This is a genomic window from Roseburia sp. OM03-7AC, assembly GCF_003462625.1.
Lineage (GTDB): Bacteria > Bacillota > Clostridia > Lachnospirales > Lachnospiraceae > Roseburia_C > Roseburia_C amylophila.
The window spans coordinates 244,237-271,234 of record NZ_QTZJ01000003.1 but is presented as its reverse complement, the minus strand read 5'-3'; the positions used below and the strand labels follow the sequence as shown (position 1 = coordinate 271,234).

General features: G+C 40.5%; 22 protein-coding genes. 19 read left to right on the top strand and 3 right to left on the bottom strand.

Annotated elements, in window-relative coordinates; genetic code table 11:
* The first annotated feature begins 200 nt into the window (after window positions 1-200).
* The 5 genes from DXB39_RS09290 (at window position 201) to DXB39_RS09270 (ending at window position 5,398) form a co-directional block, all read left to right on the top strand.
* Entirely contained in the window at window positions 201-1,271 is a 1,071-nt protein-coding gene (locus DXB39_RS09290) for a PDDEXK nuclease domain-containing protein (protein ID WP_117841536.1), read from the top strand.
* A 79-nt stretch (window positions 1,272-1,350) separates the two neighbouring features.
* On the top strand, window positions 1,351-3,027 hold the full coding sequence (locus tag DXB39_RS09285) for a recombinase family protein (protein WP_243006011.1): 1,677 nt from the start codon (window positions 1,351-1,353) through the stop codon (window positions 3,025-3,027).
* Between the two features lie 206 nt (window positions 3,028-3,233).
* The gene (locus tag DXB39_RS09280) at window positions 3,234-4,445 is read left to right on the top strand and encodes a DUF4238 domain-containing protein (RefSeq protein ID WP_147343726.1); all 1,212 of its coding nucleotides are present in this window, start codon (window positions 3,234-3,236) and stop codon (window positions 4,443-4,445) included.
* Window positions 4,446-4,493: 48 nt separating this feature from the next.
* Entirely contained in the window at window positions 4,494-5,114 is a 621-nt protein-coding gene (locus DXB39_RS09275; protein WP_117841539.1) for a hypothetical protein, read from the top strand.
* Window positions 5,115-5,128: 14 nt separating this feature from the next.
* Window positions 5,129-5,398 (top strand): hypothetical protein, encoded by a 270-nt coding sequence (locus tag DXB39_RS09270; RefSeq protein WP_117841540.1) that lies wholly within the window; start codon window positions 5,129-5,131, stop codon window positions 5,396-5,398.
* A 67-nt stretch (window positions 5,399-5,465) separates the two neighbouring features.
* Here DXB39_RS09270 and DXB39_RS09265 read toward each other — a convergent pair whose 3' ends face one another.
* The gene (locus DXB39_RS09265; protein ID WP_243006012.1) at window positions 5,466-5,906 is read right to left on the bottom strand and encodes a hypothetical protein; all 441 of its coding nucleotides are present in this window, start codon (window positions 5,904-5,906) and stop codon (window positions 5,466-5,468) included.
* 619 nt (window positions 5,907-6,525) lie between these two features.
* Entirely contained in the window at window positions 6,526-7,368 is an 843-nt protein-coding gene (locus DXB39_RS09260; RefSeq protein WP_117841541.1) for an AraC family transcriptional regulator, read from the bottom strand.
* Window positions 7,369-7,537: 169 nt separating this feature from the next.
* On the opposite strand from DXB39_RS09260, the gene DXB39_RS09255 reads away from it, so the two are divergent.
* From DXB39_RS09255 to gtfA, 5 genes are read left to right on the top strand one after another with little or no spacing between them, the layout of a single operon-like run.
* Complete coding sequence (locus DXB39_RS09255) at window positions 7,538-8,839, top strand: ABC transporter substrate-binding protein (protein WP_117698244.1); 1,302 nt, start codon at window positions 7,538-7,540, stop codon at window positions 8,837-8,839.
* Window positions 8,836-9,711, top strand: coding sequence for a carbohydrate ABC transporter permease (locus DXB39_RS09250; protein ID WP_117698243.1), 876 nt, complete (start codon window positions 8,836-8,838; stop codon window positions 9,709-9,711). Before DXB39_RS09255 ends, DXB39_RS09250 begins: the two co-directional genes overlap by 4 nt.
* Window positions 9,711-10,550 (top strand): carbohydrate ABC transporter permease, encoded by an 840-nt coding sequence (locus tag DXB39_RS09245; RefSeq protein ID WP_442969663.1) that lies wholly within the window; start codon window positions 9,711-9,713, stop codon window positions 10,548-10,550. Before DXB39_RS09250 ends, DXB39_RS09245 begins: the two co-directional genes overlap by 1 nt.
* A gap of 21 nt (window positions 10,551-10,571) precedes the next feature.
* On the top strand, window positions 10,572-13,379 hold the full coding sequence (locus tag DXB39_RS09240; RefSeq protein ID WP_117841542.1) for an alpha-galactosidase: 2,808 nt from the start codon (window positions 10,572-10,574) through the stop codon (window positions 13,377-13,379).
* Window positions 13,369-14,847 carry a sucrose phosphorylase gene (gene gtfA, locus DXB39_RS09235; protein WP_117841543.1) on the top strand — a complete coding sequence of 493 codons (1,479 nt, stop codon included), beginning with the start codon at window positions 13,369-13,371 and terminating at the stop codon, window positions 14,845-14,847. The genes DXB39_RS09240 and gtfA overlap by 11 nt, the downstream gene beginning before the upstream one ends.
* A 174-nt stretch (window positions 14,848-15,021) precedes the next feature.
* On the opposite strand, the gene DXB39_RS14660 is transcribed toward gtfA, so the two are convergent.
* Window positions 15,022-15,192: a helix-turn-helix domain-containing protein gene (locus DXB39_RS14660; protein WP_147404528.1), complete on the bottom strand. Its 171-nt coding sequence runs from the start codon at window positions 15,190-15,192 to the stop codon at window positions 15,022-15,024.
* 197 nt (window positions 15,193-15,389) lie between these two features.
* Here DXB39_RS14660 and DXB39_RS09230 point away from each other — a divergent pair, with 197 nt between their 5' ends.
* From DXB39_RS09230 to DXB39_RS09190, 9 genes are all read left to right on the top strand, one after another.
* On the top strand, window positions 15,390-15,857 hold the full coding sequence (locus DXB39_RS09230) for a hypothetical protein (RefSeq protein ID WP_117841544.1): 468 nt from the start codon (window positions 15,390-15,392) through the stop codon (window positions 15,855-15,857).
* 168 nt (window positions 15,858-16,025) lie between these two features.
* Complete coding sequence (locus DXB39_RS09225) at window positions 16,026-17,303, top strand: substrate-binding domain-containing protein (RefSeq protein WP_117841545.1); 1,278 nt, start codon at window positions 16,026-16,028, stop codon at window positions 17,301-17,303.
* Window positions 17,304-17,391: 88 nt separating this feature from the next.
* Entirely contained in the window at window positions 17,392-18,900 is a 1,509-nt protein-coding gene (locus DXB39_RS09220; protein WP_117698237.1) for a sugar ABC transporter ATP-binding protein, read from the top strand.
* A gap of 19 nt (window positions 18,901-18,919) precedes the next feature.
* Complete coding sequence (locus DXB39_RS09215; RefSeq protein ID WP_117698266.1) at window positions 18,920-20,572, top strand: galactose/methyl galactoside ABC transporter permease MglC; 1,653 nt, start codon at window positions 18,920-18,922, stop codon at window positions 20,570-20,572.
* A 167-nt stretch (window positions 20,573-20,739) separates the two neighbouring features.
* Window positions 20,740-22,338, top strand: coding sequence for a response regulator (locus DXB39_RS09210; protein ID WP_117841665.1), 1,599 nt, complete (start codon window positions 20,740-20,742; stop codon window positions 22,336-22,338).
* Between the two features lie 71 nt (window positions 22,339-22,409).
* Complete coding sequence (locus tag DXB39_RS09205) at window positions 22,410-24,233, top strand: cache domain-containing sensor histidine kinase (RefSeq protein ID WP_242988743.1); 1,824 nt, start codon at window positions 22,410-22,412, stop codon at window positions 24,231-24,233.
* Window positions 24,220-25,185: a sugar ABC transporter substrate-binding protein gene (locus tag DXB39_RS09200; RefSeq protein ID WP_117841546.1), complete on the top strand. Its 966-nt coding sequence runs from the start codon at window positions 24,220-24,222 to the stop codon at window positions 25,183-25,185. Before DXB39_RS09205 ends, DXB39_RS09200 begins: the two co-directional genes overlap by 14 nt.
* A complete protein-coding gene (locus DXB39_RS09195) occupies window positions 25,178-26,215 on the top strand; it encodes a galactose ABC transporter substrate-binding protein (protein ID WP_117698235.1) in 1,038 nt (345 codons plus the stop codon). Before DXB39_RS09200 ends, DXB39_RS09195 begins: the two co-directional genes overlap by 8 nt.
* Before the next feature lie 18 nt (window positions 26,216-26,233).
* Window positions 26,234-26,809 (top strand): DUF6553 family protein, encoded by a 576-nt coding sequence (locus DXB39_RS09190; RefSeq protein WP_117841547.1) that lies wholly within the window; start codon window positions 26,234-26,236, stop codon window positions 26,807-26,809.
* Window positions 26,810-26,998 lie beyond the last annotated feature (189 nt).

The window sequence follows — 26,998 nt, the reverse complement described above, 5'->3', positions numbered from 1 at the left end:
TATATTACGGGACTTCATTCATAAGAGTGGAGTCTTTTTGTTTTATTCTTTCATCTTGGAAAAAGTTTGGTTGAACAGAGGTTGGAATGATGATAAAATTTAGTTGGGACAATAGCGAACGCATGCGTTCACATTTCATAACTAAGAAGTAATGGATTGGAGAGGTGCTTATAGAGAGCCGGAAAGTGAGGTAAAATGATATGGCAAACGATATCGTTAATTATCAAGCTGTGATTACTGATATAAAAGGAATTATTTCATCTGGTCGTGAAGTGGCTTATAATGCAGCAAATAAAGCTATGGTGCTTACCTATTGGCATGTAGGTAAGCGTATTGTGGAACAGGAACAGGCAGGAAAAGAAAGAGCAAAATATGGTCAGGCTTTAATTGAGGCATTAGCGGATGAACTCACAAAAGAATATGGAAAAAGTTTTTCAAAAAGAAATCTGCAGTATTTTCGCAAATTTTATCTTGCTTTTCCGGATGAACAGATTGTGAACGCATGCGTTCACAATCTGAATTGGACACATTTTAGAGCACTTTTACGTGTGTCAGATGAAAATGCCAGATTATGGTATATGAACGAAGCAGCAAATGAAAGTTGGAGCTCAAGAACTTTAGATAGAAATATCAGCACACAGTATTATTACAGATTAATGCAGTCACCAAAGAAAGATGCTGTCATGAATGAAATGCTTCAGAAAACAGCGGAAAATCAAAGGAATAAATTTGAACTCCTAAAAAGTCCGATTGTTGCAGAGTTTCTTGGCTTCAAAAATGAAGATTCTTATATTGAAAGTGATTTGGAATCAGCTATTTTAACACATATCAGGGACTTCCTTATGGAGATGGGAAAGGGATTTGCTTTTGTTGCCAGACAGCAGCATATTGTTACTGAGACAGAAGACTATTTTATTGATCTTGTTTTCTATAATATTGAACTGAAATGTTATGTGCTCATTGATTTAAAAATGGGGAAAATCACACATCAGGATGTGGGACAGATTGATATGTACGTCAGGATGTATGATGAACTGAAATGTAAGGAGGGAGATAATCCTACATTGGGAATATTACTTTGTGCTGAAACTGATGAGGATATAGCAAGATATTCCGTACTACATGATAACGACAGACTTTTTATGTCGAAATATCTCACATATCTGCCAACAAAGGAACAGCTAAAAGCAGAGATTGAAAGGCAGAAAGAAATATTTTATATGCAGCATCCTGCATTGTCTGAAAAAGATAAAGAAGATATGAAGGAATAGTAAGACAGCTAATACAATTCAGTTGTTCGGAATTCCCGAACAGCTGAAGGGAGAATTTTGACACAGGAGATAACATCTGATGAAAAAACAGCAGAAATGTTACATATACACAAGAGTTTCCACTTCCATGCAGGTAGAAGGCTACAGCCTTGATGCACAAAAGGACAAGCTTAAGAAATATGCAGATTATCAGGAAATGTCTATCGTCGGGGAATATTCTGATGAGGGTAAATCTGGCAAAAGTGTGGAAGGCAGACCACAGTTTAAGCAGATGCTTGCGGATGTAGAAAGTGGCAAAGACAATGTTGATTATGTGCTGGTATTTAAGCTGTCACGATTTGGAAGAAATGCTGCAGATGTTTTATCGTCATTGCAGAAAATGCAGGATTATGGAGTTAATCTTATCTGTGTAGAGGATGGGATTGACAGCTCTAAGGATGTCGGGAAGCTGATGATATCTGTGTTATCTGCGGTTGCAGAGATAGAACGTGAGAATATCCTTGTCCAGACAATGGAAGGCCGCAGACAGAAAGCGAGAGAAGGCAGATGGAACGGCGGATTTGCGCCATATGGCTATCAGCTGGTAAATGGTGAACTTATCATTGCAGAAGATGAAGCAGAGATTATCCGTATTATATATGATAAATTCGTCAATACAACGATGGGAATGGCTGCGATAGCTGCATTTTTAAATAACAGTGGTTATAAGAAAAAGCTTCGCCAGAATAACACAATTGAAGGTTTTTCTACATCATTCGTCAAGGGTGTGCTGGACAATCCGATATATTGCGGTAAGCTTGCATTTGGCAGAAGAAAAAATGAGAAGATTCCGGGAACAAGGAATGAATATCATATCGTAAAACAAAAGGATTACTTGCTAAGTGATGGAGTCCATGAGGCAATTATATCAGAAGAAATGTGGAACCAGGCACACAGAAAGCGGCAGGAGACAGGTGTTTTACAGGTAAAAACACATAGTCTTGAGCATGAACATATTTTATCAGGGATTATTAAGTGCCCTGTATGTGGAAGCGGTATGTATGGCAATGTGAATCGTAAGAAGCATCCGGACGGAGGCTATTACAAGGATTATTTCTATTATGCCTGCAAACACAGGAAGCTTGTGGACGGACACCGCTGTACTTATAAAAGACAGTGGAATGAGGACAGAATCAATGCGGCAGTTGAGGAAATTATCCGTCAATTTGTAAAGAACCCAAAGTTTGAGCAGGAAATCCGTAAGCAGATAGGAAGCAGCATTGATACTTCGGAGCTTGACAAGGAATATGATGGATTAAAAGATAGACTGAGCCAGACAACCGGGGCAAAAAACAGGCTTGCTGACCAGATGGATCATTTATCTGTATCCGATAAGAATTATGACAAAAAATATAATGACATGCAGGAACGTTTGGACAAGCTATATGATGAAATCACTGATATTGAGGATGCCATGGAAGAAGTCGAAACAAGACTATATAATATCAGGCAGGACAAAATCTCAGAAGATAATGTTTACCAGTTCCTTTTATTCTTTGATAAGCTGTATGATAAATTTACAGATCTGGAAAAGAAGACATTTTTGAAGAGCTTCCTGTCGGATGTGTTTATCTATGAGGAAGAGCAAAAGGATGGCAGAATATTAAAAGGTCTCCGGTTTAAATTTCCTATATATATGAATGGCAGAAATGTATTAGGCGTGGATTGGGACAACGAGAGTACAGATGAGACGGTTGTATTGATGTCAAAAAAATAAAATCAAGTGCCAGAAAGTAGCGTATTTCCGGGCTTTTTCGGAGGTTTGGATTAGAAGCCAGACTTCTGAAAAAGCTCGGTTTTCTTATATGGAAACATATCTACTGCAAAATGTGTGTCAGGTTGTGACTTCGGATTAGATAACGCAAATTGAGTGTGTGGATTAGATGTCAGGGATTTTGAAGTGATTTTTGAAAGAGGAAAAAGTTGACAACAAATCCGGCAACTCGACCATTTTTGGTGGTTGTAGGCAGCGGAATAGATGTTGGGAAGGAGGAGGTTAGAATGCCGACCAAAAAGCAACACTTTGTTCCACGTGTTTATATGAAGGCATGGGAAACACAAGTTGAAACCCTTAAAGAGCCCGATAAAAAATTCAATGGAATTTATGTAATAAAAGATGGAAGTATTGGGGATGGCGCAAACAGAAATTCCGTTCTTTGGAAGCCTCATTTATATACCATAAATTTTAAGTATTCATTTATTTGCAATTCATGTGCAAAGGTGAAATCGCAATATGTTGATTTGATTTATGATTTGCTTAAGACGGGATTTAAACAGCCTGTTTATGGGAAATTAGGATATAGCATCATCAAAACAAAAAAGAGCATAAATAAGCATTTCTTCGAAATACATGATTGGGACTTTTATTATTACGATGGAAATGTAGCAAAGAAAGCTGCTATATTGAGTCAAATAGATGCACTTAACTGTTATATTTTAGAAGATTCATTTGATGATTACTTGGGAAAAAACTGGGAAAATATCATGAATTCATTCGTAAGTGGTGTTCATAATGGCCAGCCAATTGGACTTGAAAGAAGTGAAAGAATCATATCTGAAGACATCGCAAGGAATATGCTGGCGTCGTTTTTCATTATGCTTTGTAGAAATCCAAAATTTGACGCTATGGGTGTTTATACAAAAATTAAAGAGAAATTATTGTATCCTGTTTTTGAGTCAATGTGTAAAGATGAGGAAGCAGAAACACTAGATGTAGGGAAAAGCGAAGGAAAAGAGTATGCAGATGAGTTAATGACCGGAATATGGTATTCTGAATTATATAAAATGTTTTTTAAGAACAAAGGTGGCTTTTATCATAATGTTGTACAACATGCTTTAAGTGGTTGTCAGATGATTCTTTTTGAAACCTACGATAATGCAGGACAATTTATTACGTCTGATAATCCAGCGTTTGAGCATAAATCTACTGTTGTCGAAAGCAATAATGGAAGTGGTCTTATATTTCCGATATCTCCTAAATATCTAGTTTTTGTCGCTAAGGGAGATGAAGAAATTAATGTTGTTGACCATAGATTTGCAGATACAGATACTGTTAAGTATTTTAATAGAATAATAAATGCACACAAGACAGAGATAATAATATCTTCATCGAAAAGCTTAATGGATATGATTTGATTCGCGAAATTTACAAGGCCTATTATAGAAAACCAAAGGAGGTATTTTATGGCAATAGCGCAAGATGCATATTTCATTCCTGATGATATAGCAACAGGATTAGCAACAGGAATATATCGAAGAATCGGTAGTGTGGTAAGGTGGGCAACTGGTCCTAATAAGGGACAAATAGTAAAGCACCTTAAGCCAATTGACCTACCAGCAGCAGAGCAGGTTCAGGGTGTTGGTGCTAAAGCATTACAGTTTGTAAAACAGCATAAAAAAGGAACAATAATTGTTGTGGCGAGTGCAGTAGCTGTTGGCGCTGGTGCTTGGGTTTGCAATAAAGTAAAAAAACATGAACCAAAGGTTGTAACAGAATTCAGAGCTAGCCTGAAAAGCTATATTGATGCAATTCGCAAGGGGGAGATGGATATTGATAAGATTAATAATCTAATGAGCTCTTTGGAAGCGTTGAAAGCTGACAAAAATTATTCAAAAATCAGTATTCAGCTTACATCAGAAGAACTTGATGTTTTAGTAGGACGAATTTATGAATATACCCTGAAGCTGGCAAGTGATAATGAAATAGAAATAGCCGCAGACGATTTAGAAGAAGAAAAAGATGTTATCAAGAATCTGCAATCTTATCTTAAGGTACAGAGACGTATATTTGCTGAAGCTGCATAGAATGGAGGATAAATATGGGCTTTTTCGGGAATTTATTTAAAAGTGAATTTGAAAAATGGGTTGAAGGAGCTTCTCATGAGGAGTTATCAGAGGCTTATGAAGAAGAAAGACAGGATTGGATTAAGAACGGATTCAATGGTGGAACCGGTGAAAAAACTCCTAAAATGAATCGTCTTAATAAAGAAATAAGTAAACGTGTAGCTGAAGAATGGGAAAATGACCCACGAAGAAATAAAGCCCCAAACTTCCGTTGGACAGATGTTAATCGTTGGGATAAGGATTAAAATGATAAAGACTCCCCATCACCGGATGTATTCCAGTGGTGAGGAGCCTTTTTGAGTCTAAGGGACATCATCCTTCAATCTCAATTTTCAGTCCGGACTTAAGCTCCACAGTGAAGTGGTCATCCCAGACGATGATTCGCTCAAGCCAGCGCTTTACCAGGGCCTCGTCGAAGGCTTCCAGGTGAGAGGGTTGCTGCTTGATGAAGTCCTGCAGTTCATTGATGCGGGCAATCTGTGCGTCCCTGGCCGCGGTGTCAACCGTGCATTTTTCTCGCTGTTCCCGGAGTTTGAAGATCTCGTCGGCAATCTCATCATAGGCCTCTTTGTTATTGGCTTTTTTGAGAAGCTCTTTCTGGAGCTCCTGCAGTCTTTCATTGATACCATCAGCGGTATTTTGCTGAGCGCTTCGGATCACCTTTGCAATCCGGGCAGGTTGAGCGTATTGTTCAGCGAATGATAAAATTGCTTGAAAAATAAGGAAAGGTTTATTTATAGCATTTATCTGCAACAGGATTCAGTCATTCGAAAAATTCGAATAGCTCATAATTACAAGAATGGTCAGTTATCCGATAATTTTGGATAACTGCTGGTAGCGGTTATTCACAGGGTGAAATTGGAAAAACAGTATTTACCCAATTCGCGAATCAGTGTAAATGAACTATTCGGAATTTCCAGATAGTTCAAATCTAATGGAAGCTAGGGTATATGTGATACCGATAAAATAATGACCGGATACCAGGTCGAGACGGTGAAATCCGGCAACTCAACTCCCTGCGAGTGTATGGCAAATTTGTGCTCAGAGCGGATGAATTGTGTAGAAGTTGAGCGGCTTTCACTGTCTCAACTGTCGAGACAGTGGCAGGGAGCGGCAGTGTAAAATTGCCTTGCATTATATAGGTAGAAAAGACCTTATGCTGACTTGTTCCCATAGACTTCAATGGTCAAGACCTTGATATGGATGTCAATTTTGCCACAGATTGCATCTGTTTGCATCTGCGAATGCGCAATGTCGGAGGTGTGGACCTGTTTCCGTTTTGATAGGATATGTTTCCGCGAACGGGTACAAAACCTGACATCAATCAGAAGGTATCTAAAACTGATAGGAATGATATCTATCTTATCTATTGTTACTTGTTCTGATTTCTCCATTCCCGTGGGGAGACACCATAAATATTTTTAAATGCACGGGAAAAATGAAGCTGATTTTCATATCCGACAGCAGAGCCGACATCTGCAATGGATAAGGAAGTCAGCTTTAATAATTCCGTAGCCTTTACCATGCGGTAGTTCATAAGAAATTCCTGCGGGGAGCGGCCGATCGAGTTGCGGAAGATTTTTCCGAAATAACTCCGGTTGATGCCGCATACCGCAGCGATATCTTCAATCGAAATATTATTCTGAAAATTCTGTTCCATATAATTGATCGCTTCTTTTATATAATAATCACTCATGCGTCCGCTGGAGACCAGCTTTGTCGATTTTGCCGACTGTAGCAGATAATCCAAAAACAGATACAGATGCCCAATCAGATGGAAGGAGGATTCCTGCGGATGATTGACGATATAAAGCATTTCATCGGCAAGCTTTTCCCGTAATTCTTTGGAGTGTGAATGATAAATGGGCGCGTCTTTGCACAAATCTGTGACACTTAAAGCCTCTTTTACACGTAAGCCGTCAAATTCGATCCACATATATTCCCATGGAAGCTGTTCATCGGAAATGTAAGTATTGATCTGCCCCGGGAAAATCATAAATCCCTGTCCGCTTTTTACGGAATAGGTCTGTGTATCCCCGTTTGCATTGTCTGCCATGAGAGTTCCGGTTCCGGAAAGAATGTAGTGAAACAGGTAGTGGTTGCGTGTTGCAGGCCCGAATGAATGGCCGGGATCACACTGTTCATATCCAAACTGATACATGCACAGATCGATAAAATTTTCATTTGGAAAAATATTAAAAAATGTATTACTCATAAAACACTCCGTATATACCAAAATGCGATATTTGTATCTATTATAGCACAAAATATTGCATTTGGGTATAAAATTTAAAAAAAACGGGTATTTAAGGATGCATAAAGGTATGTTATAATCAGATTATCAAAAAGGTAAGCGGATATATTTAAGAAAAGGAGAGAAGAATATGGCAAAAAGAAGTATTTTCCGCAGTGTTGCGGTGGTGCTCGCACTTGGCATGTGTATGACGGATCTTGCCGGATGCGGAAGTGAAAAAAGGGCAGACGGGAAAACCGAAATCGAAGTGGTTTCCTACAAACCGGAAGCAGTTAAGGCATTTGAAAAGATTGAAAAGCAGTTCAATGAAACACATGATGACATCCATCTGACGATTTCATCTCCAAACGAAGCAATGACCATTTTAAAGACACGTTTTATCCGGGAGGATTATCCGGATATCATCGCAATCGGAGGAGACATCAACTATTCCAACTTTTTAGATGCAGATCTGTTTGATGATATTTCCGATCTGGATGAAGTCCAGACCGTAAAACAGGCATATCTGGATATGGATAAGGAACTGGAGTTTATTCCAAAGGATGGCACGTATGCACTTCCATATGCGGCAAACGCGGCAGGAATTTTATATAACAAAGATATGTTTGAGGAAAATGGCTGGAAAGTTCCGACCACCTGGCAGGAATTTACCACACTGTGTGATGAAATAAAACAGAGCGGAACACTTCCGCTGTATCTGGGCTTTAAAGATACCTGGACCTGTCTGGCTCCGTGGAATGCGCTGGCAGTCGGACTTACCGATTCGGATACCTGCAATCAGGTAAATATGGGAAATACCACATTTTCCGATACGTATGGACCGGTAGCAGAAAAGATGCGTGCGCTTTTGGATTACGCAGAAAAAAATCCGTATGCATATGGTTATAACGATGCATGTACAGCATTTGCCCGCGGGGAAGCTGCCATGTATCCGATTGGAAGCTATGCGATCCCGCAGATCAAATCGGTCAATCCGGATATGAATATCGGCTCTTTTACATTTCCTGCAAATGATGAGGAATCAGACAATGTATTAAATTCAGGAATTGATCTGCAGTTTTCCGTAATGAAATCATGCAAAAATAAAGAGGCTGCATATGAAGTTTTAAAATATCTGTATGACGATGAGACCATTCAGATTTATCTGGATGATCAGGGCGGAATTGCCTGCAAAGACGGGGATTTTGCAATTCCGGAAACACTCGAGGATATGCGTCCTTACATTGAAAACAACCGCATGGCAGATTATCAGGATCACCATTATCCGAGTGAGATGAGTGTGGATGCCATGATCCAGACGTTCCTGCTGGATACAAGCGACAATGCACAGGAAAAGTTTTTGAAAAAATTTGATTCCGACTGGAAGCGCTACAACCGGGATCTGATTCGGAAAGTACAGGATTATCAGAAAGAACAGGGGGATGCACAATGAAAAAGAAAATGTCAAACCGGGACAAAACATTCTTGGCGGTTATCATACCGGTTGTAATCTTATTTTTTGCATTCAATACACTTCCAATGATCAAAGGTGTGATTTACAGTTTTACCAATTATAAAGGATACGGAACTTACGATTATGTCGGGTTCCGGAACTATGCAGATCTGTTTACGGATTCCCGCGTGGGAAAAAGCTATTTGTTTACGTTTAAATATGCACTGGCAGGAACGATACTGGTAAATGTGCTAAGTCTGATCATGGCAGTTGGATTAAACAGTGCAATCCGTTTTAAAAGTGCACTGCGCGGTATTTATTTTGTACCGAATATTTTAGGAGGACTTGTCATCGGCTATATTTTCAGTTTTATTTTTACTTACATTCTTCCAACTGTGGGAAATGTGTTCCATATTGGATTTTTACAGAACAGTATTCTTGCAAGTGAAAAATACGCATGGATTGGTGTGCTGATTGTTGGTGTATGGCAGGCAGTTGCCATGAATACCATCATCTATATTTCCGGTCTGCAGACTGTACCGGAGGAAATCTACGAGGCGAGCATGCTTGACGGAGCCAGTAAATGGAAGCAGTTCTGGAAAGTAACATTTCCACTGGTGATGCCGTTTGTGACGATCAATCTGGTACTGAGCACAAAGAATTTCCTCATGGTATTCGACCAGATCATGTCATTGACCAAGGGAGGTCCGGCACAGAGCACCGAATCCATCTCTTACCTGATTTATAAAAATGGTATGGATGGCGGACAGTTTGGATTCCAGAGTGCAAATGCAGTCATTTTCTTTATTGTGATCGTGGCGATTTCACTTTTCCAGATGACAGTCATGAATAAGAAGGAGGAGCAGCTATGATGAAAGAAAAACAGAAAACAAACTGGGTACTTACGATTGTTCTGATTTTGGGGACGGTTACGGTATTTTTCCCGCTGTATATGGCAGTGATCATTGCGTTTAAGAAACCGAGTGAGATGACAAACGATGTGGCGGGTGCACTTTCTTTCCCGAAACAGTGGAGTTTTGAAAATTTTCGTCAGGCAATGGAAGTGACCGATTTCTGGCACTCTCTTGGAAACAGTTTACTGATCACATTGGTAACAATCGTACTGGCAATCCTGATCCACTCAATTGCAGGCTACGTGATCGGACGCGGCATGGCAAGAAGAAAAAGTTTCCGATTTATCTATCTGTATATTGTCAGCGGAATGTTTGTTCCGTTTTCCATCTTAATGATGCCTCTGGTAAAGCAGACGGCGCATATGGGACTTGGAAACCGCGCGGGTGTCATTCTGTTGTATCTGGTATTTTATATGCCAATGAACGTCCTTCTTTACAGTGGGTACTTAAAAAATATTCCGATAGCGCTGGAAGAGGCGGCAGATATTGACGGAGCAAGCACATGGACTACTTACTGGAAAGTGGTCTTTCCAATGATGATGCCAATGCATGCAACAGTTGCAATCCTGACAGCTCTTGGAACGTGGAATGATGTTATGACACCGCTTGTGATCATGTCTGGAACCGGACAGAATACGCTGCCGCTTGCACAGCTTAATTTCCAGACACAGTTTGGAACCAATTACAATCTGGCATTTGCTTCCTATATTATGGCACTGATTCCAATCCTTATTTTCTATGTGATTTGTCAGAAACAGATTTTAAACGGTGTGGCAAACGGTGCAGTCAAAGGATAAAAATAAAACGAGGTGACTTCTATGGCAATTATATACAATCCAAATAAAAAAATATTTAACCTGCATACGGTGCATACAACTTATCAGATGCAGGTCGATCCACTGGGATATCTGCTGCATCTGTACTATGGAGATAAAACAAACAGCCCCATGGATTATGTTTTAACCTATGCAGATCGTGGATTTTCCGGAAATCCTTATGCAGCGGGCATGGACCGTACCTATTCGCTTGATGCGCTGCCACAGGAGTATCCTTCCATTGGAACTGGGGATTACCGCAATATTGCGCTGAATATCAAAAATGAAAAAGGGGTGGAAAGTGCAGATCTGCTTTTTAAAAGTTATGAGATCCGAAGCGGCAAATACCAGTTACAGGGACTTCCGGCTGTCTGGGCAGACAAAGAGGAAGCACAGACACTGGAAATTGTTCTTGCAGACGAAAACGCACAGGTTGAAGTTCATCTGCTGTATGGTGTTTTGGAAGAAAACGATGTCATTACAAGGAGCGTCCAGATTAAAAATACGGGAACTGGGCAGATTACGATCGAAAAGGCAGCGGCAGCCTGTCTGGATTTTGTACAGGGAGATTTTGATGTCCTGCGGTTTTATGGAAAGCATGCCATGGAGCGCAATCTGGAGCGTACGCCGCTGGGGCATGGAACCATTGCGTTTGGCAGCCGCAGGGGAACGTCCAGTCATCAGTATAATCCGGCAGTGATTTTGGCAGAAAAAGGAACAACAGAGACCGCAGGCAGCTGCTATGGAATGCTGTTTGTATACAGCGGAAATTTCTCCTGTGAGACAGAAAAAGATCAGTTCAACCAGACGCGCCTGCTTCTCGGATTAAATGAAGAACTGTTTTCCTATCCGCTTGCGGAAGGAGAAACCTTCACGGTACCGGAAGTCATTTTGTCTTATTCGGCAGACGGATTGTCTGCACTGTCGCAGCAATATCATAACTGCATCCGCAACCATGTGTGCCGCAGCAAATATGTCCATATGCAGCGCCCGGTGCTGATTAACAGCTGGGAGGCAGCATATTTCGATTTTACGGGAGATACGATCGTGGATTTGGCAAAAGAAGCTGCTTCCCTTGGAATTGATATGGTAGTGATGGATGACGGCTGGTTTGGGAAAAGAAACGATGATAATTCTTCCCTTGGGGACTGGCAGGTCAATGAAAAGAAACTGGGGGGAAGCCTGGCAGAGCTTATTACCCGTGTGCATAATCAGGGGGTGAAATTTGGCATTTGGATTGAGCCGGAGATGGTCAATGAAGACAGCGACCTTTACCGGGCACATCCGGACTGGGCAATTCAGATTCCGGGGAAAAAGCCGGTGCGCTCGAGAAACCAGTTACTGCTTGATTTTTCCAGAAAAGAAGTGCGCGACTGTGTATTTGATCAGATTTGTGCCGTGCTGGATCAGGGAAAAATTGATTATGTCAAGTGGGATATGAACCGCAGTATGGCAGATGTCTATGCCGGAAATCTTTCCTATGATTACGTGCTTGGTGTCTATGATTTTATGGAGCGCCTGTGCAGCCGGTATCCGGATCTTCTGCTTGAGGGATGCAGCGGTGGAGGCGGCAGATTTGACGCAGGAATGCTTTATTATTCCCCACAGATCTGGTGTAGTGACAATACCGATGCAATCAACCGCACAAGGATCCAGTACGGAACGTCGTTTTTCTATCCGGTTTCCGTAATGGGGGCGCACGTTTCAGCGGTGCCGAACCACCAGACCGGACGGGTAACAAGTTTCCACACCCGAGGGGTGACGGCGATGGCTGGAACCTTCGGTTACGAATTAAACCCGGCGCTTTTATCCGATGAGGAAAAACAGCAGATCCGGGAGCAGATTAAAACATACAAGAAGTATGAAACGCTCATTAACGAGGGAACCTACTGGCGGCTGTCCGATCCGTTTATGGATGAAATTGCGGCATGGATGACGGTGTCAGAGGAACAGGATCATGCATTAGTCAGCGCAGTGCGTCTTAGGGCAGAGGCAAATCAGGCAGCCGTTTATGTCCGCCTGCGTGGGTTAAAACCGGATGCCGTGTATCTGGAAGAACAGAGCGGCAGACAGTATTCCGGTGCAGCACTGATGCATGCGGGAATTCCGCTTCCGCCGTTTACCAGAGAATATGAGGCGTATCAGTTTGTTTTTACAGAGCTGAAAGAGGCTGGAGCATTATACGAAAAAGTACAGAAATGGTGTGAGAGGAATACCAAAAATCGCATGGTCATCAGTATTTACGGTGGCTCCGGTTCCGGAAAAACAACACTTGCCACGGCATTGCAGCAGTATTTTTTAAATGACGGCAGGGGCTGTTACCTGCTCTCGGGCGATGATTATCCACACCGGATTCCAAAACGCAACGATGAAGAACGGCTGCGTGTGTATAAAGAAGCCGGGGAAGACGGACTGCGTGGATATCTCGGGACAAAGAAAGAGATTGACTTCGACCGGATCAATGAAGTGCTTGCGGCATTTCATGAGGGAAAAGATTCAATCACATTGCGGCATATGGGACGGGAAGATGGCGAGATTTCATCGGAAGAAACCGATTTTTCCGGAATATCCGTATTACTTCTGGAGTGGACACACGGAGGCAGTGACGATTTACATGGTGTGGATCTGCCCGTCTTTCTGGAAAGTTCCCCGGAGGAGACCAGGGAGCGGCGCATCCGCAGAAACCGCGATGAGAATGCCGCAAGCCCGTTTATCTGTCGCGTGGTAGAACTGGAACAGGAAAAACTTGAAGTGCAGCGCAAAAATGCAGGATTAATCGTGGGAAAGGACGGAAGAGTTTATGAACCATAAACCGATGCTCAATGCATATCCCGACAGCCTTGGAGGAAATCTTGGGGATATCGTAACATTGCTGAAAACTGAGGCTTTGCAGGATGTATTTTCTTCTTTTTACATTCTGCCGAGCCTGTACCATTCCGATCTCGACCGGGGATTTTCCGTGATCGACTATGACCTGAATGAGCAGCTTGCCAACCGGAAAGACCTTGAACAGTTAAAGGATATGGGAATTGATCTGAAACTCGATTTTATTTTAAACCATGCTTCCGCACAGTCCCCGCAGTTTCGGGATCTTGTGGAAAAAGGGGAGGCTTCTGCGTACCGCGATTTCTTCATCGATTGGAACCATTTCTGGGAAGGGCATGGAACCATGACGGAGGAAGGCTATATCCAGCCGGATGAAAGCTGCCTGAAGCAGATGTTTTTTCGCAAACCCGGGCTGCCGATCCTAATGGTGGAATTTCCGGATGGAAAAAAAGTGCCGTACTGGAATACCTTTTATCAGGAAGTGCATGGCAGACAGTATCTCGGACAGATGGATGTAAACATCCAGTCACCAAAAGTGTGGAAGTTTTATCGTGAAACACTGGAAAAAATAGCCTCTTACGGCGCAGCGATTGTGCGGCTGGATGCCTTTGCCTATGCGCCGAAGACACCGGGAAAGAAAAACTTCCTCAATGATCCGGAAACGTGGGAACTTTTACAGAAGATCCATGCGCTGGCAGAACCTTTGGGACTTACGCTTTTGCCGGAGATCCACGCAGCGTATGATGAAAAAATATATGAGACACTTGCAGAAAAAGGCTATGCAACCTATGACTTTTTCTTGCCGGGACTGGTCATTGATGCGATTGAGAACCGGCGGGGAACGTACCTTGCGGCATGGGCGAAGGAGATTGTGGAAAAGAAGATCTCCACGGTCAACATGCTCGGCTGTCACGATGGCATCCCGCTTCTGGACTTAAAGGGGCTACTTCCTGAAGAGGAGATCCAGTCGTTAATTGACCGGATTGTATCCCGCGGAGGCATGGTCAAAAATTTACATGGACAAAAGAATCTGTATTATCAGGTAAATGTCACGTACTACAGTGCATTGGGAGAGTCGGATGAAAAAATGCTTCTGGCGCGGGCAATCCAGATGTTTATGCCGGGCAAACCGCAGATCTGGTATCTGGATCTGTTTGCCGGAAAAAATGACCATGAAGCGGTGCAGCGCGCGGGAGAATCCGGACATAAGGAAATCAACCGGACAAATCTTTCCACTGATCAGATCACGGAAGGGTTGAAAAAAGATGTGGTTCAAAAACAGCTTGCGTTAATCCGCATGCGAAATACCCATAAGGCATTTTCGGAAGGCGCAGAGGTAGCAATCTCCGGAGGGGAGAGGTCTCTGGAAATCCGCTGGGAATATAATAGTGCATTTGCAACATTATATGTAAATTTTGAATCAGGAACATATACAATAGTAGAAAGCAGATAGTTAAGTTGGGCTGTCGATTGTACATGAAACCTAAACTTTATAATGGAAGCTTTCATGAGAGAGTAATTCTGATAATAACCGTGGATTATATTTTTCATCAGTCAGTATTTGAACTGCATCATCATTGAGATGCAGATCGGATACTGGCTTATTTGTATGTTCACGTAGTTCGGTTCAGCAAAGAAGATAATCGGTGCTTACTTGATAAAAGTCTGCAAGCGTCAGTAGATTGCCAAGTGACATATCTACATTTTCATCTTTCTCATAGTTGCCGGGTGTGGAACTTGGGATGCCGGTAGCATCAGACAATTCCTGCAATGACCTTCTTTTTTCTGCGACTCTCAAATCTTTCAGCGTTCCGGTATGGTAAGCCTTGTGTGCATAGTACAAAGGAAGTGTGGGAAACAGGTAATCGGAAGAAAGCAATAAGGACTTGTCAAAAAAATTTTTAAAAAAATAAAACCTGCCATAATATTATTCCGTCATATAAGTGAAAACAATAATAAAAACCGGTGGAACATCGGAGAAAAGAGGAAAATATTATGGCAAAAGAAAAAAGAAATCTTTATGAAGAAGTGGAATTTGGTAACGATTATGGTTATGCAATGCAGGTAAAACGGGAAGCGGAGACACAGTTATATGAGATTCAGAAAATCTGGGGACTGGCAATTGCTGGAACGGTCTGTGGAGGTATCAGAATGATGCTGGCATTCCATCCGATTTTTATTATGATAGGATTTGTTATGGGCTGTGTTTGTTACAGCAAAGTGGGTGGTTTTGGAATAACGGCAAAATGGGCATGGAACATTGCAAAATTTGGCTGGTTTGTAGTCCCGTATTTTCCGATTGATTTATTAGTCGGTGCCATCGCATTGTGTTTAGGTTTCCTTTCCTTATTTTTCCTGCCTTTTTTCGTGGTTAATCATATCAGAAAACAGGCACAGCAGAACCAGCAGCTGGCAGAGGCATTCCTGCATACATGCCAACAGAATGATGGTGCAGCTGCATAGTTGTTCGTCAAAATACATATAAAAATTACAGATTATCAAAATATTTTGATATTTCATCCAAAAAAATTCTATTCTTTCCAGATTGGTTTGTGATTATAATGAATTTAGTCGATGAGACAGGTTCGGAGAAACCAAAATCAACAAATTGCAAACCAGGAGGAAAAAAGAATGAGAAGGAAAAAATTATTAACTGTATTGGTGGCAGCAACACTTGCATTATCCATGGTTGGATGTGGCTCTTCCGGAGGAAGCGGCTCTGGTGACTCAGGAAGCACCAGCAGCGTAGCAAACAAGGATAAACCACTTTGCTGGTTTAACCGTCAGCCATCCAACAGCTCCACAGGAGAACTTGACATGGATGCATTAAATTACAACAAAGATACCTATTATGTAGGCTTCGATGCAAATCAGGGTGCTGAACTGCAGGGACAGATGGTTCTTGACTATATCAAAGAAAATGCAGCGACCATTGACCGTAACGGAGACGGAGTAATTGGTTATGTACTTGCAATCGGAGACATCGGACATAACGATTCTATTGCACGTACCCGTGGTGTCCGTTCTGCACTTGGAACCGGAGTAGATGCAAATGGAGCAATTGATTCAACACCGGCTGGTACAAACGTAGACGGTTCTGCAAAAGTTGTTCAGGATGCAACACTGGATGTAGATGGAAAGACTTATACAATTCGTGAACTTGCTTCACAGGAGATGAAGAACTCTGCTGGTGCAACATGGGATGCAGCTACAGCAGGAAATGCAATCGGAACATGGACCGCATCTTTTGGTGACCAGATTGATGTAGTTGTTTCTAATAATGATGGTATGGGAATGTCAATGTTTAATGCATGGGCAAAAGATAACAAAGTACCAACCTTTGGATACGATGCAAACAGTGATGCTGTTGCAGCTATCGCAGAGGGATATGGCGGAACAATTTCACAGCATGCAGATGTTCAGGCTTACCTGACATTAAGAGTGCTTCGTAATGCATTAGATGGAGTAGACATTGATACCGGTATCGGTACTCCGGATGATGCAGGAAACTGCTTAACAGAAGGAGAAGATTACAGATATAGTGAAGAAGAAAGATCCTACTATGCATTAAATATAGCTGTTACAGCTGATAATTATCAGGATTTCACAGACTCAACCAAGGTTTATGACAAAGTATCCAATCAGCTGGATGAAAGCAAGAGCCCAAGCAAGAAGGTATGGCTTGATATTTACAATGCTTCCGATAACTTCCTTAGCTCAACCTATCAGCCACTTCTTCAGAACTATGACAAACTTTTGAATCTTGAAGTAGATTATATCGGTGGTGATGGACAGACAGAGTCTAACATTACAAACCGTCTTGGCAACCCGGGTGAGTATGATGCATTTGCAATCAACATGGTTAAAACAGACAATGCATCATCTTATACATCACTTCTTTCAAAATAAGGTTATTGCCTGGAAGAAAACAGCATAGATACAGAAGGGCATCAGATAAAAATGGTGTCCTTCTTTTCAAAGAAAAGGAAGTAGAATTATGGCAGAGGATAAGAATAAATATGTCTTATCGATTAACGGCATGAGCAAATCGTTCGGAAGAAATAAGGTTCTGAATCATATCAATCTGAATGTCAGACCTGGAACAATCATGGGACTTATGGGTGAAAATGGTGCCGGTAAATCGACAATGATGAAATGTCTCTTCGGAACTTATCAAAAGGACGAAGGAACAATAATATTAGATGGAAAAGAAGTTAATTTTTCTGGCCCAAAGGATGCACTTGAAAATGGTGTCGCAATGGTTCATCAGGAATTAAATCAGTGTCTGGAGCGCAGTGTCATTGACAATATGTTCTTAGGACGCTATCCGAAGAATTCATTGGGAATGATTGACGAAGGAAGAATGAGAAAGGAAACTTCCGATTTATTCCGTAAACTTGGTATTACTGTTAATCTGACACAGCCAATGAAAAAAATGTCTGTATCACAGCGCCAGATGTGTGAAATTGCAAAAGCAATTTCTTATCATTCCAAAGTAATCGTATTAGACGAGCCGACTTCATCACTGACAGCACCGGAGGTTGCAAAACTTTTCAAGATGATGCGGCAGTTAAAAGAACAGGGAATTTCATTGATTTATATTTCACATAAAATGGATGAAATTTTTGAAATTTGTGATGAAATATCAGTTCTTCGGGATGGCAGCCTTGTTATGACAAAGGCAAGTAAAGATACCAATATGAATGAACTGATTTCTGCAATGGTTGGCCGTTCTTTGGATAACCGTTTTCCACCGGTAGATAACCAGCCTGGTGAAACGGTTCTTTCTATACAGAATCTTTCAACTAAGTATGCACCAAAATTACAGAATATTTCTTTTGATATTAAAGAAGGAGAAATTTTTGGACTGTATGGTCTGGTTGGAGCCGGTCGTACGGAACTATTGGAAACTATTTTTGGTATGCGTACCAGAGCGGCAGGAAATGTAATTTATAATGGAAAAGTAATGAATTTTACATCCCCGAAAGATGCAATGGATCATGGATTTGCTTTAATTACAGAAGAACGAAAAGCAAATGGACTTTTCCTGAAAGCAGATATTACATTTAATACTACAATCGCCAATATGAATCATTATAAAAATGGATTCGCACTTTCCAATGATGATATGGTTCGTGCGACGGCAGAAGAAATTAAAGTCATGCATACAAAATGTATGGGACCAGATGATATGATTTCCAGTTTGTCCGGAGGAAATCAGCAGAAGGCAATATTTGGTAAATGGCTGGAGCGCTCACCAAATATATTTATGATGGACGATCCTACAAGAGGAATTGATGTAGGTGCCAAATACGAAATATATGAATTAATTATCAATATGGCAAAACAGGGAAAAACAATCATTGTTGTATCCTCTGAGATGCCGGAAATCCTTGGAATCACAAACCGGATTGGTGTTATGTCAAATGGACATCTTGCCGGAATTGTTAATACTAAGGAAACAAGTCAGGAAGAGTTATTAAGACTCAGTGCGAAATATTTATAATCAGGAAGGAGCATTGGATATGGCAGACAGTAGTATTATTCTTTCATCCGCTGCAGAGGCAGAGCTTTTGAAGCCGATTGATGAATATGTAGGAAAAATACAGGCACAGATTGATGAACTTCGTAAGGATGGTTCAGATAAGGTGCGCAGCTTAAAAAATCACATTGCAATCGTAAAGGAAAATAAGAATTTAACAAAAGAAGAAAAGAGCAGAATGATTGCAAAGGACAAGGAAGCCTTAGAAAAGGCAAAAGCGGTAGAGTCTTCGAATAAAGACAAAGTATCAAAGCTTATCGCAGATGCAGAAGGTTATCTTGCAAAACATTATAAAAATGATTACTATCAGAAAGTTGCTGATAGCTGCAAAGCTGAGAAAGAAGCTGAAAATGCAGAATACAAAAAGATATGTGCTTCCATCAAAGCAGAGCATGAGCAGAATATGAGCAGACTCAGCGATGCAGATGAGAAAAAAGACGAGAAGTATGTTTATAAGAATAAATTATTTGATGCCCAGATGGCACATGAGTCCAGACTTCAGGAGATTAAGGACAGAAAGCATGATGCATATGCACATAAGTATCATCTGATTGACTTACTCCGTATGTCAAGATATACATTTGCACAGAAGAGAGCACAGAAATTTGAAAATTACAAATATACCTTTAATACCACACAGTTCCTTTATAAAAATGGATTGTATATTGTCATTATTTTAATCTTCATTGCTTTATGTATTATTACACCGGTTGTAAAGAATACACAGTTGCTGACAACGACAAACATCTTAAATATTCTGCAGCAGGCTTCACCAAGAATGTTCTTGGCATTAGGCGTTGCAGGACTGATTCTTTTAACAGGTACTGACCTTTCTGTTGGACGTATGGTTGGTATGGGTATGGTAACAGCAACCATCATCATGCATAACGGAATTAATACAGGTGGTGTATTTGGCCATATCTTTGACTTTACCGGTATCCCGGTTGCTGCAAGAGCAATTCTTGCATTGGCAGTCTGTATTGTACTTACAACAGCATTTTCTATGCTGGCAGGCTTCTTTATGGCGAAGTTCAAGATGCATCCGTTTATTTCAACCATGGCAAACATGCTGATTATTTTCGGACTTGTAACATATGCAACAAAAGGTGTTTCCTTCGGAGCTATTGATTCTGCAATCCCGGCTATGTTTATTCCGCAGATTGGAAAATTCCCGACAATTATCCTTTGGGCTGTTGTTGCAGTTATCGTAGTATGGTTCATCTGGAATAAAACAACATTTGGTAAGAATCTGTATGCGGTTGGTGGAAATCCTGAAGCAGCAGCAGTTTCCGGTATATCCGTATTTAAAGTAACATTAGGAGCATTTATTCTGGCAGGTATCCTGTATGGATTTGGTTCCTGGCTGGAATGTAACAGAATGGTTGGTTCCGGTAGTGCAGCATATGGACAAGGATGGGATATGGATGCTATTGCAGCCTGCGTAGTTGGTGGTGTATCCTTTACCGGTGGTATTGGTAAGATTTCCGGAGTTGTAACTGGTGTACTTATCTTTACATCCCTTACATATTCCCTTACCATTCTGGGTATTGATACAAATCTTCAGTTTATTTTCGAAGGAATCATCATTTTGGCAGCAGTAACACTTGACTGTCTGAAATATGTACAGAAAAAATAAGTAATTCGTAATCAGAATCATTCATATATAATCACCATAGGCCGCCCGCTCATCGCCAGAGATGAATGGACGGCCTAAACAATATCAGGTATTCAGAAAAAGACATTTGTCTGATATAATAAGAGCAGGAGAAGAAAGAGCTGAACATGCTGAAAGAGGAACGTCATATGGAAAAGTATAAAGTGATTTTAGTTGATGATGAAATAGAAGCAATCCAGGCAATGGAGCATAAGATGGACTGGGATGGACTGGGCTTTGAGGTGTCAGGCAGTGCAACCAATGGAGTGAAAGCCCTGGAACTGGTAGAAAATATACAGCCGGATGTTGTGATAACCGATATAAAAATGCCTTATATGAATGGCCTGGAACTGGCGCAGAAGTTAAATAATGATTATCCAAATATACATATTATTATTTTTACAGGATTTGATGAATTTGAATATGCCAAAGAGGCAGTACATCTGGAAATTGAAGAATATATGTTAAAGCCGGTAAATGCAGTTGAATTATCTGACTGCATGGAAAGATTGAAAGAGACTTTAAACAGGGAAAGAGAAGAAAAATTAAATGTTAAAAAACTGCAAAATTATTTCCAGGATGCACTTCCGGTGCTAAGGACGAATTTTTTTGTTTCGTTAATTGAAGGCAGGGTAAATGAGACAGAATATGAGAAATTTTTATCTGCCTATCAGATTCCACTGGAGGGACCCTATTATTGCAGCGTGGTATTTCATACTTCAGAGCACCATGTGCCGGAAGGAATGAATCCATTGTTGTTATCCATGTCTGTCGAGCATGAAATAAAGGAAAGGATTGCATCAGAACTCAACTGTCAGGAATTTATGTATCTTGGGAATACAGTTTTGATAGTATCGCTTGATTCAGAAGATAAGGCAACAGAACTGACAGATTTTTGCGATAGATTCTGCAGATGGGCGAACCGTGTGATTGGTGCAGTTGTAACGGCCGGTGTTGGAAGATATTGCGATAGTCTTTTGAATATCAGTAATTCTTATGAAGGTGCAAGAAAAGCAGTATCCTACCGGGTTCTTTATGGAACTGCAAGGGCTATAAATATTGCGGAAGTAGTTCCACGGGAGCAGACGGTAGCCGTACAGTCAGAAGATACGAAAATGCATGAGTTGTTTAAAACGATTTATCTTGGAAATGTAAAAGACATTGAGTCAGCAGTAGAGAGGGAAGTGGAAAAACTTCATAAAAGTGCTGCCACAGTAAATCAGTATCATTTATCAGTTATGGAGATGGTAGGTGCTTTTTACCGGTTCTGCGCCAATAATTTTATGGACTTTAATGATTTCTTTGAAGAAAAAGAAAATCTCTATGAAAAGGTGCCGGAACTGGATAAAGCAACTCTGATGAAGTGGATGAAAAAAGCAGCAGTGGCAATTAGTGAAAAGTTGAAAAGTGCAAGAAATAATACTTCAAGGCGGCTGATTACAGATGCAAAGAATGTTGTGGCAGAGCGTTATATGGAACCTGATTTTTCCCTGGATACGGTATGCTCAGTGCTTGGTGTATCCAATTCGTATTTTTCAACTATATTTAAAAAAGAAACTGGGAAATCCTTTATTACATATCTGACGGATTACCGGATGGATGTCGCAGTCAGGCTTATTGTAGAAACCAATGATAAAAGTTATGAAATTGGAGAAAAAGTAGGGTATCTGGACGCAAATTACTTCAGTTATGTGTTTAAAAAGAAATTTGGAGTATCTCCGTCAAAATACAGAAAATCACCAGAATAGGAATGTGGAGAGGTATGAATCAGAAAAAAAACAGAAAGAAAAAGCACGAAAAAAGGAATATAATTCAAAATATGATGCAGAATATTTCAGCCTGGATGGATATACAGTCACTGCTTATGACAGTTCTTTCTGCCATGACCATTGTTACAACAATAGTTATGGGATTACTGATTTATAGCCGTTTTAAAATGTCAGTAAAAGAAACCGCAATTTCCAATGCAGAAAGCCGGATAGAGAGTACAGTGGATCAGGTAAATAATGAATTGCGGAATATGAGACAGATTTGTAATGCTGTTAATTATAATATCGTACAGGAATATGATATTTCTGACCAGGAATTCAGCAGGCAGTTCAGTCTGTTGTATGAAGTAAATAATGATAAGCTGCAGAGTATGGCCCTTTATGACAGTGATGGGAAAATTATTGCAGCAGAACCAGTAGCTACCAGAGAAAAGAATCAGAAAGTAACAGAGCAGGACTGGTATAAAAGCGCTATAGATGAGATAGAAAATATACATATATCAACACCCCATATACAGGATTTGTTTGAGAATGAGACATATCAATATAACTGGGTGGTGTCTTTAAGCAGTCTTGTGGATATGAATCATGGTGACACTCCGGACAGTGGAGTATTGCTGGTTGATATGAAGTATTCCATGATAGAAGAGGTTTTAGATAACCTGAATGAAGCAGCGGGAGAGACGTATTATTATTTATGTACAGATGATGGGGAAATTCTTTATCACCCAAGAAAAGCAGAAATAGACAGGGGATTTTTTACAGAAGATAGCAGTACGGCTGCCGGTTATGCAGATGGTACATATGAGATTTCTGTGAATGGGGTAAAAAGTAATATAGTTGTGAACAGTCTATCTTATACCGGATGGAAACTGGTAGGAGTTGTACCGGAGGGGGTACAGACGGCAAGCATTAATAAGTTCCGGTATTATATAATTGCCACGGCAATTATTCTTCTGATGATGCTTTTTGTTGTGAATAAAATTATGGCAAGAAAGATTTCGAAACCGATTTTGAAATTGGATGAATCCGTAAAGTCTTATGAAACAGGAGAAAAGACTGAAATATATATAGGGGGTGCTTCAGAGATAAGGCATCTGGCATATTCTGTCCAGAATTCATATAAGCAGATAGAACAATTGATGGAAGAAATTATCCGGCAGCAGAATAAGCGGAGAAAAAGTGAAATGGATGCACTGCAAAGCCAGATTAATCCACATTTTCTTTATAATACACTGGAATCCATCACCTGGATGGTAGAGGCAAATAAGAATGAAGAAGCTGTTTTTATGATTTCGGAACTGGCAAAACTGCTTCGCATCAGTCTTTCAAAAGGAAAGACAGTGATAAGGATTTCGGAAGAATTACAACATAGCAAAAGTTATATGAACATACAGCAGATTCGTTATAAAGACCGGTTTCAAGTGGAATTTCTGATTGATAAAAACGTAGAGGAATGCTGTACTGTAAAACTGGTAGTACAGCCATTGCTTGAAAATGCGATTTATTATGGAGTAGGAAATATGGATGAAGATGAGGGCGGCAAAATTATTGTACGCGGTGAGCAGAAAGGGAATGATATTTTCCTGTCGGTAGAGGACAATGGAATGGGCATGAGCCAGGAAGTGGTTGATAATCTTCTGACAAATAGTGAAAAAGTTCCGAAGCATGGTTCGGGAGTTGGGCTTATCAATGTGCATACCAGGATACAACTGATGTTTGGCAAAGAATATGGATTAAAAATTTACAGTGAGCCGGATGAAGGAACAAAGGCTGTAATACATATTCCGGCAATTCCTTATTCAGAGGAAAAACGTGGAGAACTTGAAAATCAGAACAGAAAAAGAGAGAGGGTAGAAGATGAAAAAAAATAAGCTTACCTTTATTCTCACAGAACTGATGCTTATTGTACTGGCTGCATTTTTTATAATCAGGATTTTTTCAGATAATGAGTCGATGAAAAGAGTTGCAGTTATTGTGGAAGATTCCGGAGATAAGAGATGGGATGCATTGCTGAATGGGTTAAAACAGTCTGCGGAAAATAATAATCTGCATCTGATCATTTGTAATACAGATTTAATTGAAAGCATGGAGGATGAAGAAGAACTGATTAATGAACAACTGCAGAATAATGTAGATGCATTTGTAATCTGTCCGGCTCCGGGAAAAGAAACAAAGACTATGCTAAACCGGCTGCAGGGAGAGAGACCGTTTATACTGATTAATGAGGATACCTACGCAGAAGAGCCATCTGGTTATGCAACGGTAAAACCGGATAATTATAAGATTGGTCAGATGCTTGCGGAGCGGTTAATACAGGATGATGAAGAACAACTGGAGAATAAAAAAATCGGTGTCATTCTTGGAAAGGCAGAGACAGAGGAAAATGTGAACAGAATTGCAGGGTTGAAAGATGGTCTGGAGGGAAGTGGTTGTGAAATTTCCTGGGAGTACAATTATGCCAGGGGAAACCAGAACACCAGTGAGATTATTGCATCTAAGAAACAGGTGGATTATCTGGTAATTCTGGACAATTGGGCATTAGAAGAAGTGGGTGAGGCTGCAGAAGAAAATAAGTATCACGGTGCAAAGATTTATGGAGTTGGAAGCAGTGAAAAAGCAATTGTGTTATTAGATAATCAGAATATAGAATGTCTTGTCGTACCGGATGATTATGAGACGGGGTATAAGAGTATGAATGAGATTGCAAAAAAGCTAAGGCATTCCTTTTACAAAATGAACAGTTGTAAAACAGAAGTCAGAATAATCAATAAAGAAGATTTGTATTCAAAAGAGCTGGAAAGGTTTTTATATTCATATGAGTAGAACAAGAAGAAGGACAATGGCGGTTACGGTAACACTGATAATACTGATACTGGTGCTGCCCGGATGCAATCAGAAGACAAAGCGGATAGAAAATACACTGAGGGTGAGTGTAGTTACCTATACGCATGATGACCCGTTTATCAACGCCACGGTGGATGAACTGAAGGAAGAGTTAAAGAAGCGGGAAACAGAAGAACGGAAGATTATAACATCTGTCAGAAGTGCAGATAATGATCAGAAAGCCCAGAATGAAATTGTCGAAGAAATGATAGATGCCGGGTGTGATATTTTATGTGTAAATCTGGTTGACCGAACGGATCCGACAACCGTTATCAGACTGGCAAGACAGAATGATATCCCTGTCATTTTCTTTAACAGAGAACCGGTTCCGGAGGATTTGTCGCAGTGGAATCAACTATACTATGTAGGATGTGAGGCAAAACAGTCCGGCGAGATGCAGGGAGAAATTGCAGCAGATTACATAAAGAATCATCCGGAGGTTGACAGGAATCAGGATGGGAGAATTCAGTATATTTTACTGGAGGGAGAGGCTGGACATCAGGATGCCATCAGCCGTACAGACAGTTCGGTAAAGACACTGATAGAACAGGGAATCAATCTGGAAAAACTGAGCTACCTGTTTGCAGACTGGAACAGGGGACAGGCGGAAAATAGAATGAATCAGATTATCAGTCAGTATGGGACCGAAGTGGAGATGGTTATTTCCAACAATGATGAAATGGCATTAGGGGCAATTGAAGCTTATAAAGATGCCGGTTATAACCGGCAGGAGTGGCCGATTATATTTGGTATTGACGGATTGGAAGATGCATTAGAGGCAATACAGAATGGAACCATGCAGGGAACCGTATATAATGACAAGGAAGACCAGGCTGGAGAAATGGCAAGGCTTGCAGTGGACATTTATGATGGAAAGAATCAGGAAGTACAAAGCCTGCAGGAAGAAAAATACTATGTATCCCAGTATCGTAAAGTTGACATCAGTAATGTTGAAGATTTTATAAAATAGTGACGAAGAGGAAATATTATGCAGGAAGATTCAAAGTGGCTGAATGATTTTTATCAGGAAGTTAATGCAGGAAAAAGAATGGAACTATGGCAGAAGCACGGGTGTACGGAACAAGCAGAAGGAGATACTTTCCGGGAGCAGCTTTTATATGCTCGATATGGAAAGAAGAAAAAGAAAGAGGATACCTTTATTGGTTATCTGATGCAGATGAAATATCTTTCGGAAAGTACCGGAGTAGATTTTTCGGGACAGCGGAAGAAACAGGCAGTTGAAATCATAAATGGGTTATATCTTCTGGATGCAGAGAACCGAAGCCGGGTGGAACAGGAGATACTTCAGGCAGAATTAAAGAATACGTTTCTTACATTTATGGATGTGAGTAAAAAGGGAAGAGGTTTCACCTCTTTAGTATTTGGAATGGGACAGCTGTCAGAGGAAGGAATTGCTAAAAAAATAGCAGAGCAGATAAGTGCAATTGCATTTACAATGCCACATAAATTTCATATGGACAGGGAATTTGCAGTTTTGCAGAAAGCTGCGTTGGAAGCATTCCGGCAGCAATACCCTGAGCGGGAGCATTTTCTGATGAAATAGCTGCAGATTTTTGCCAGACAATAGAGATGAGGACTATTTTTTACTCGAAAATTGTCGAAAATTGTGGAAAATCGTAAGAATAAAACACATTAAAAATATGAAAATTTGACAATTTTATTGAGAAATAATATTATATAATGAATAGACAGATATGGGATATTATTTGTTGAAATTGAAAAAAGGTAGCGT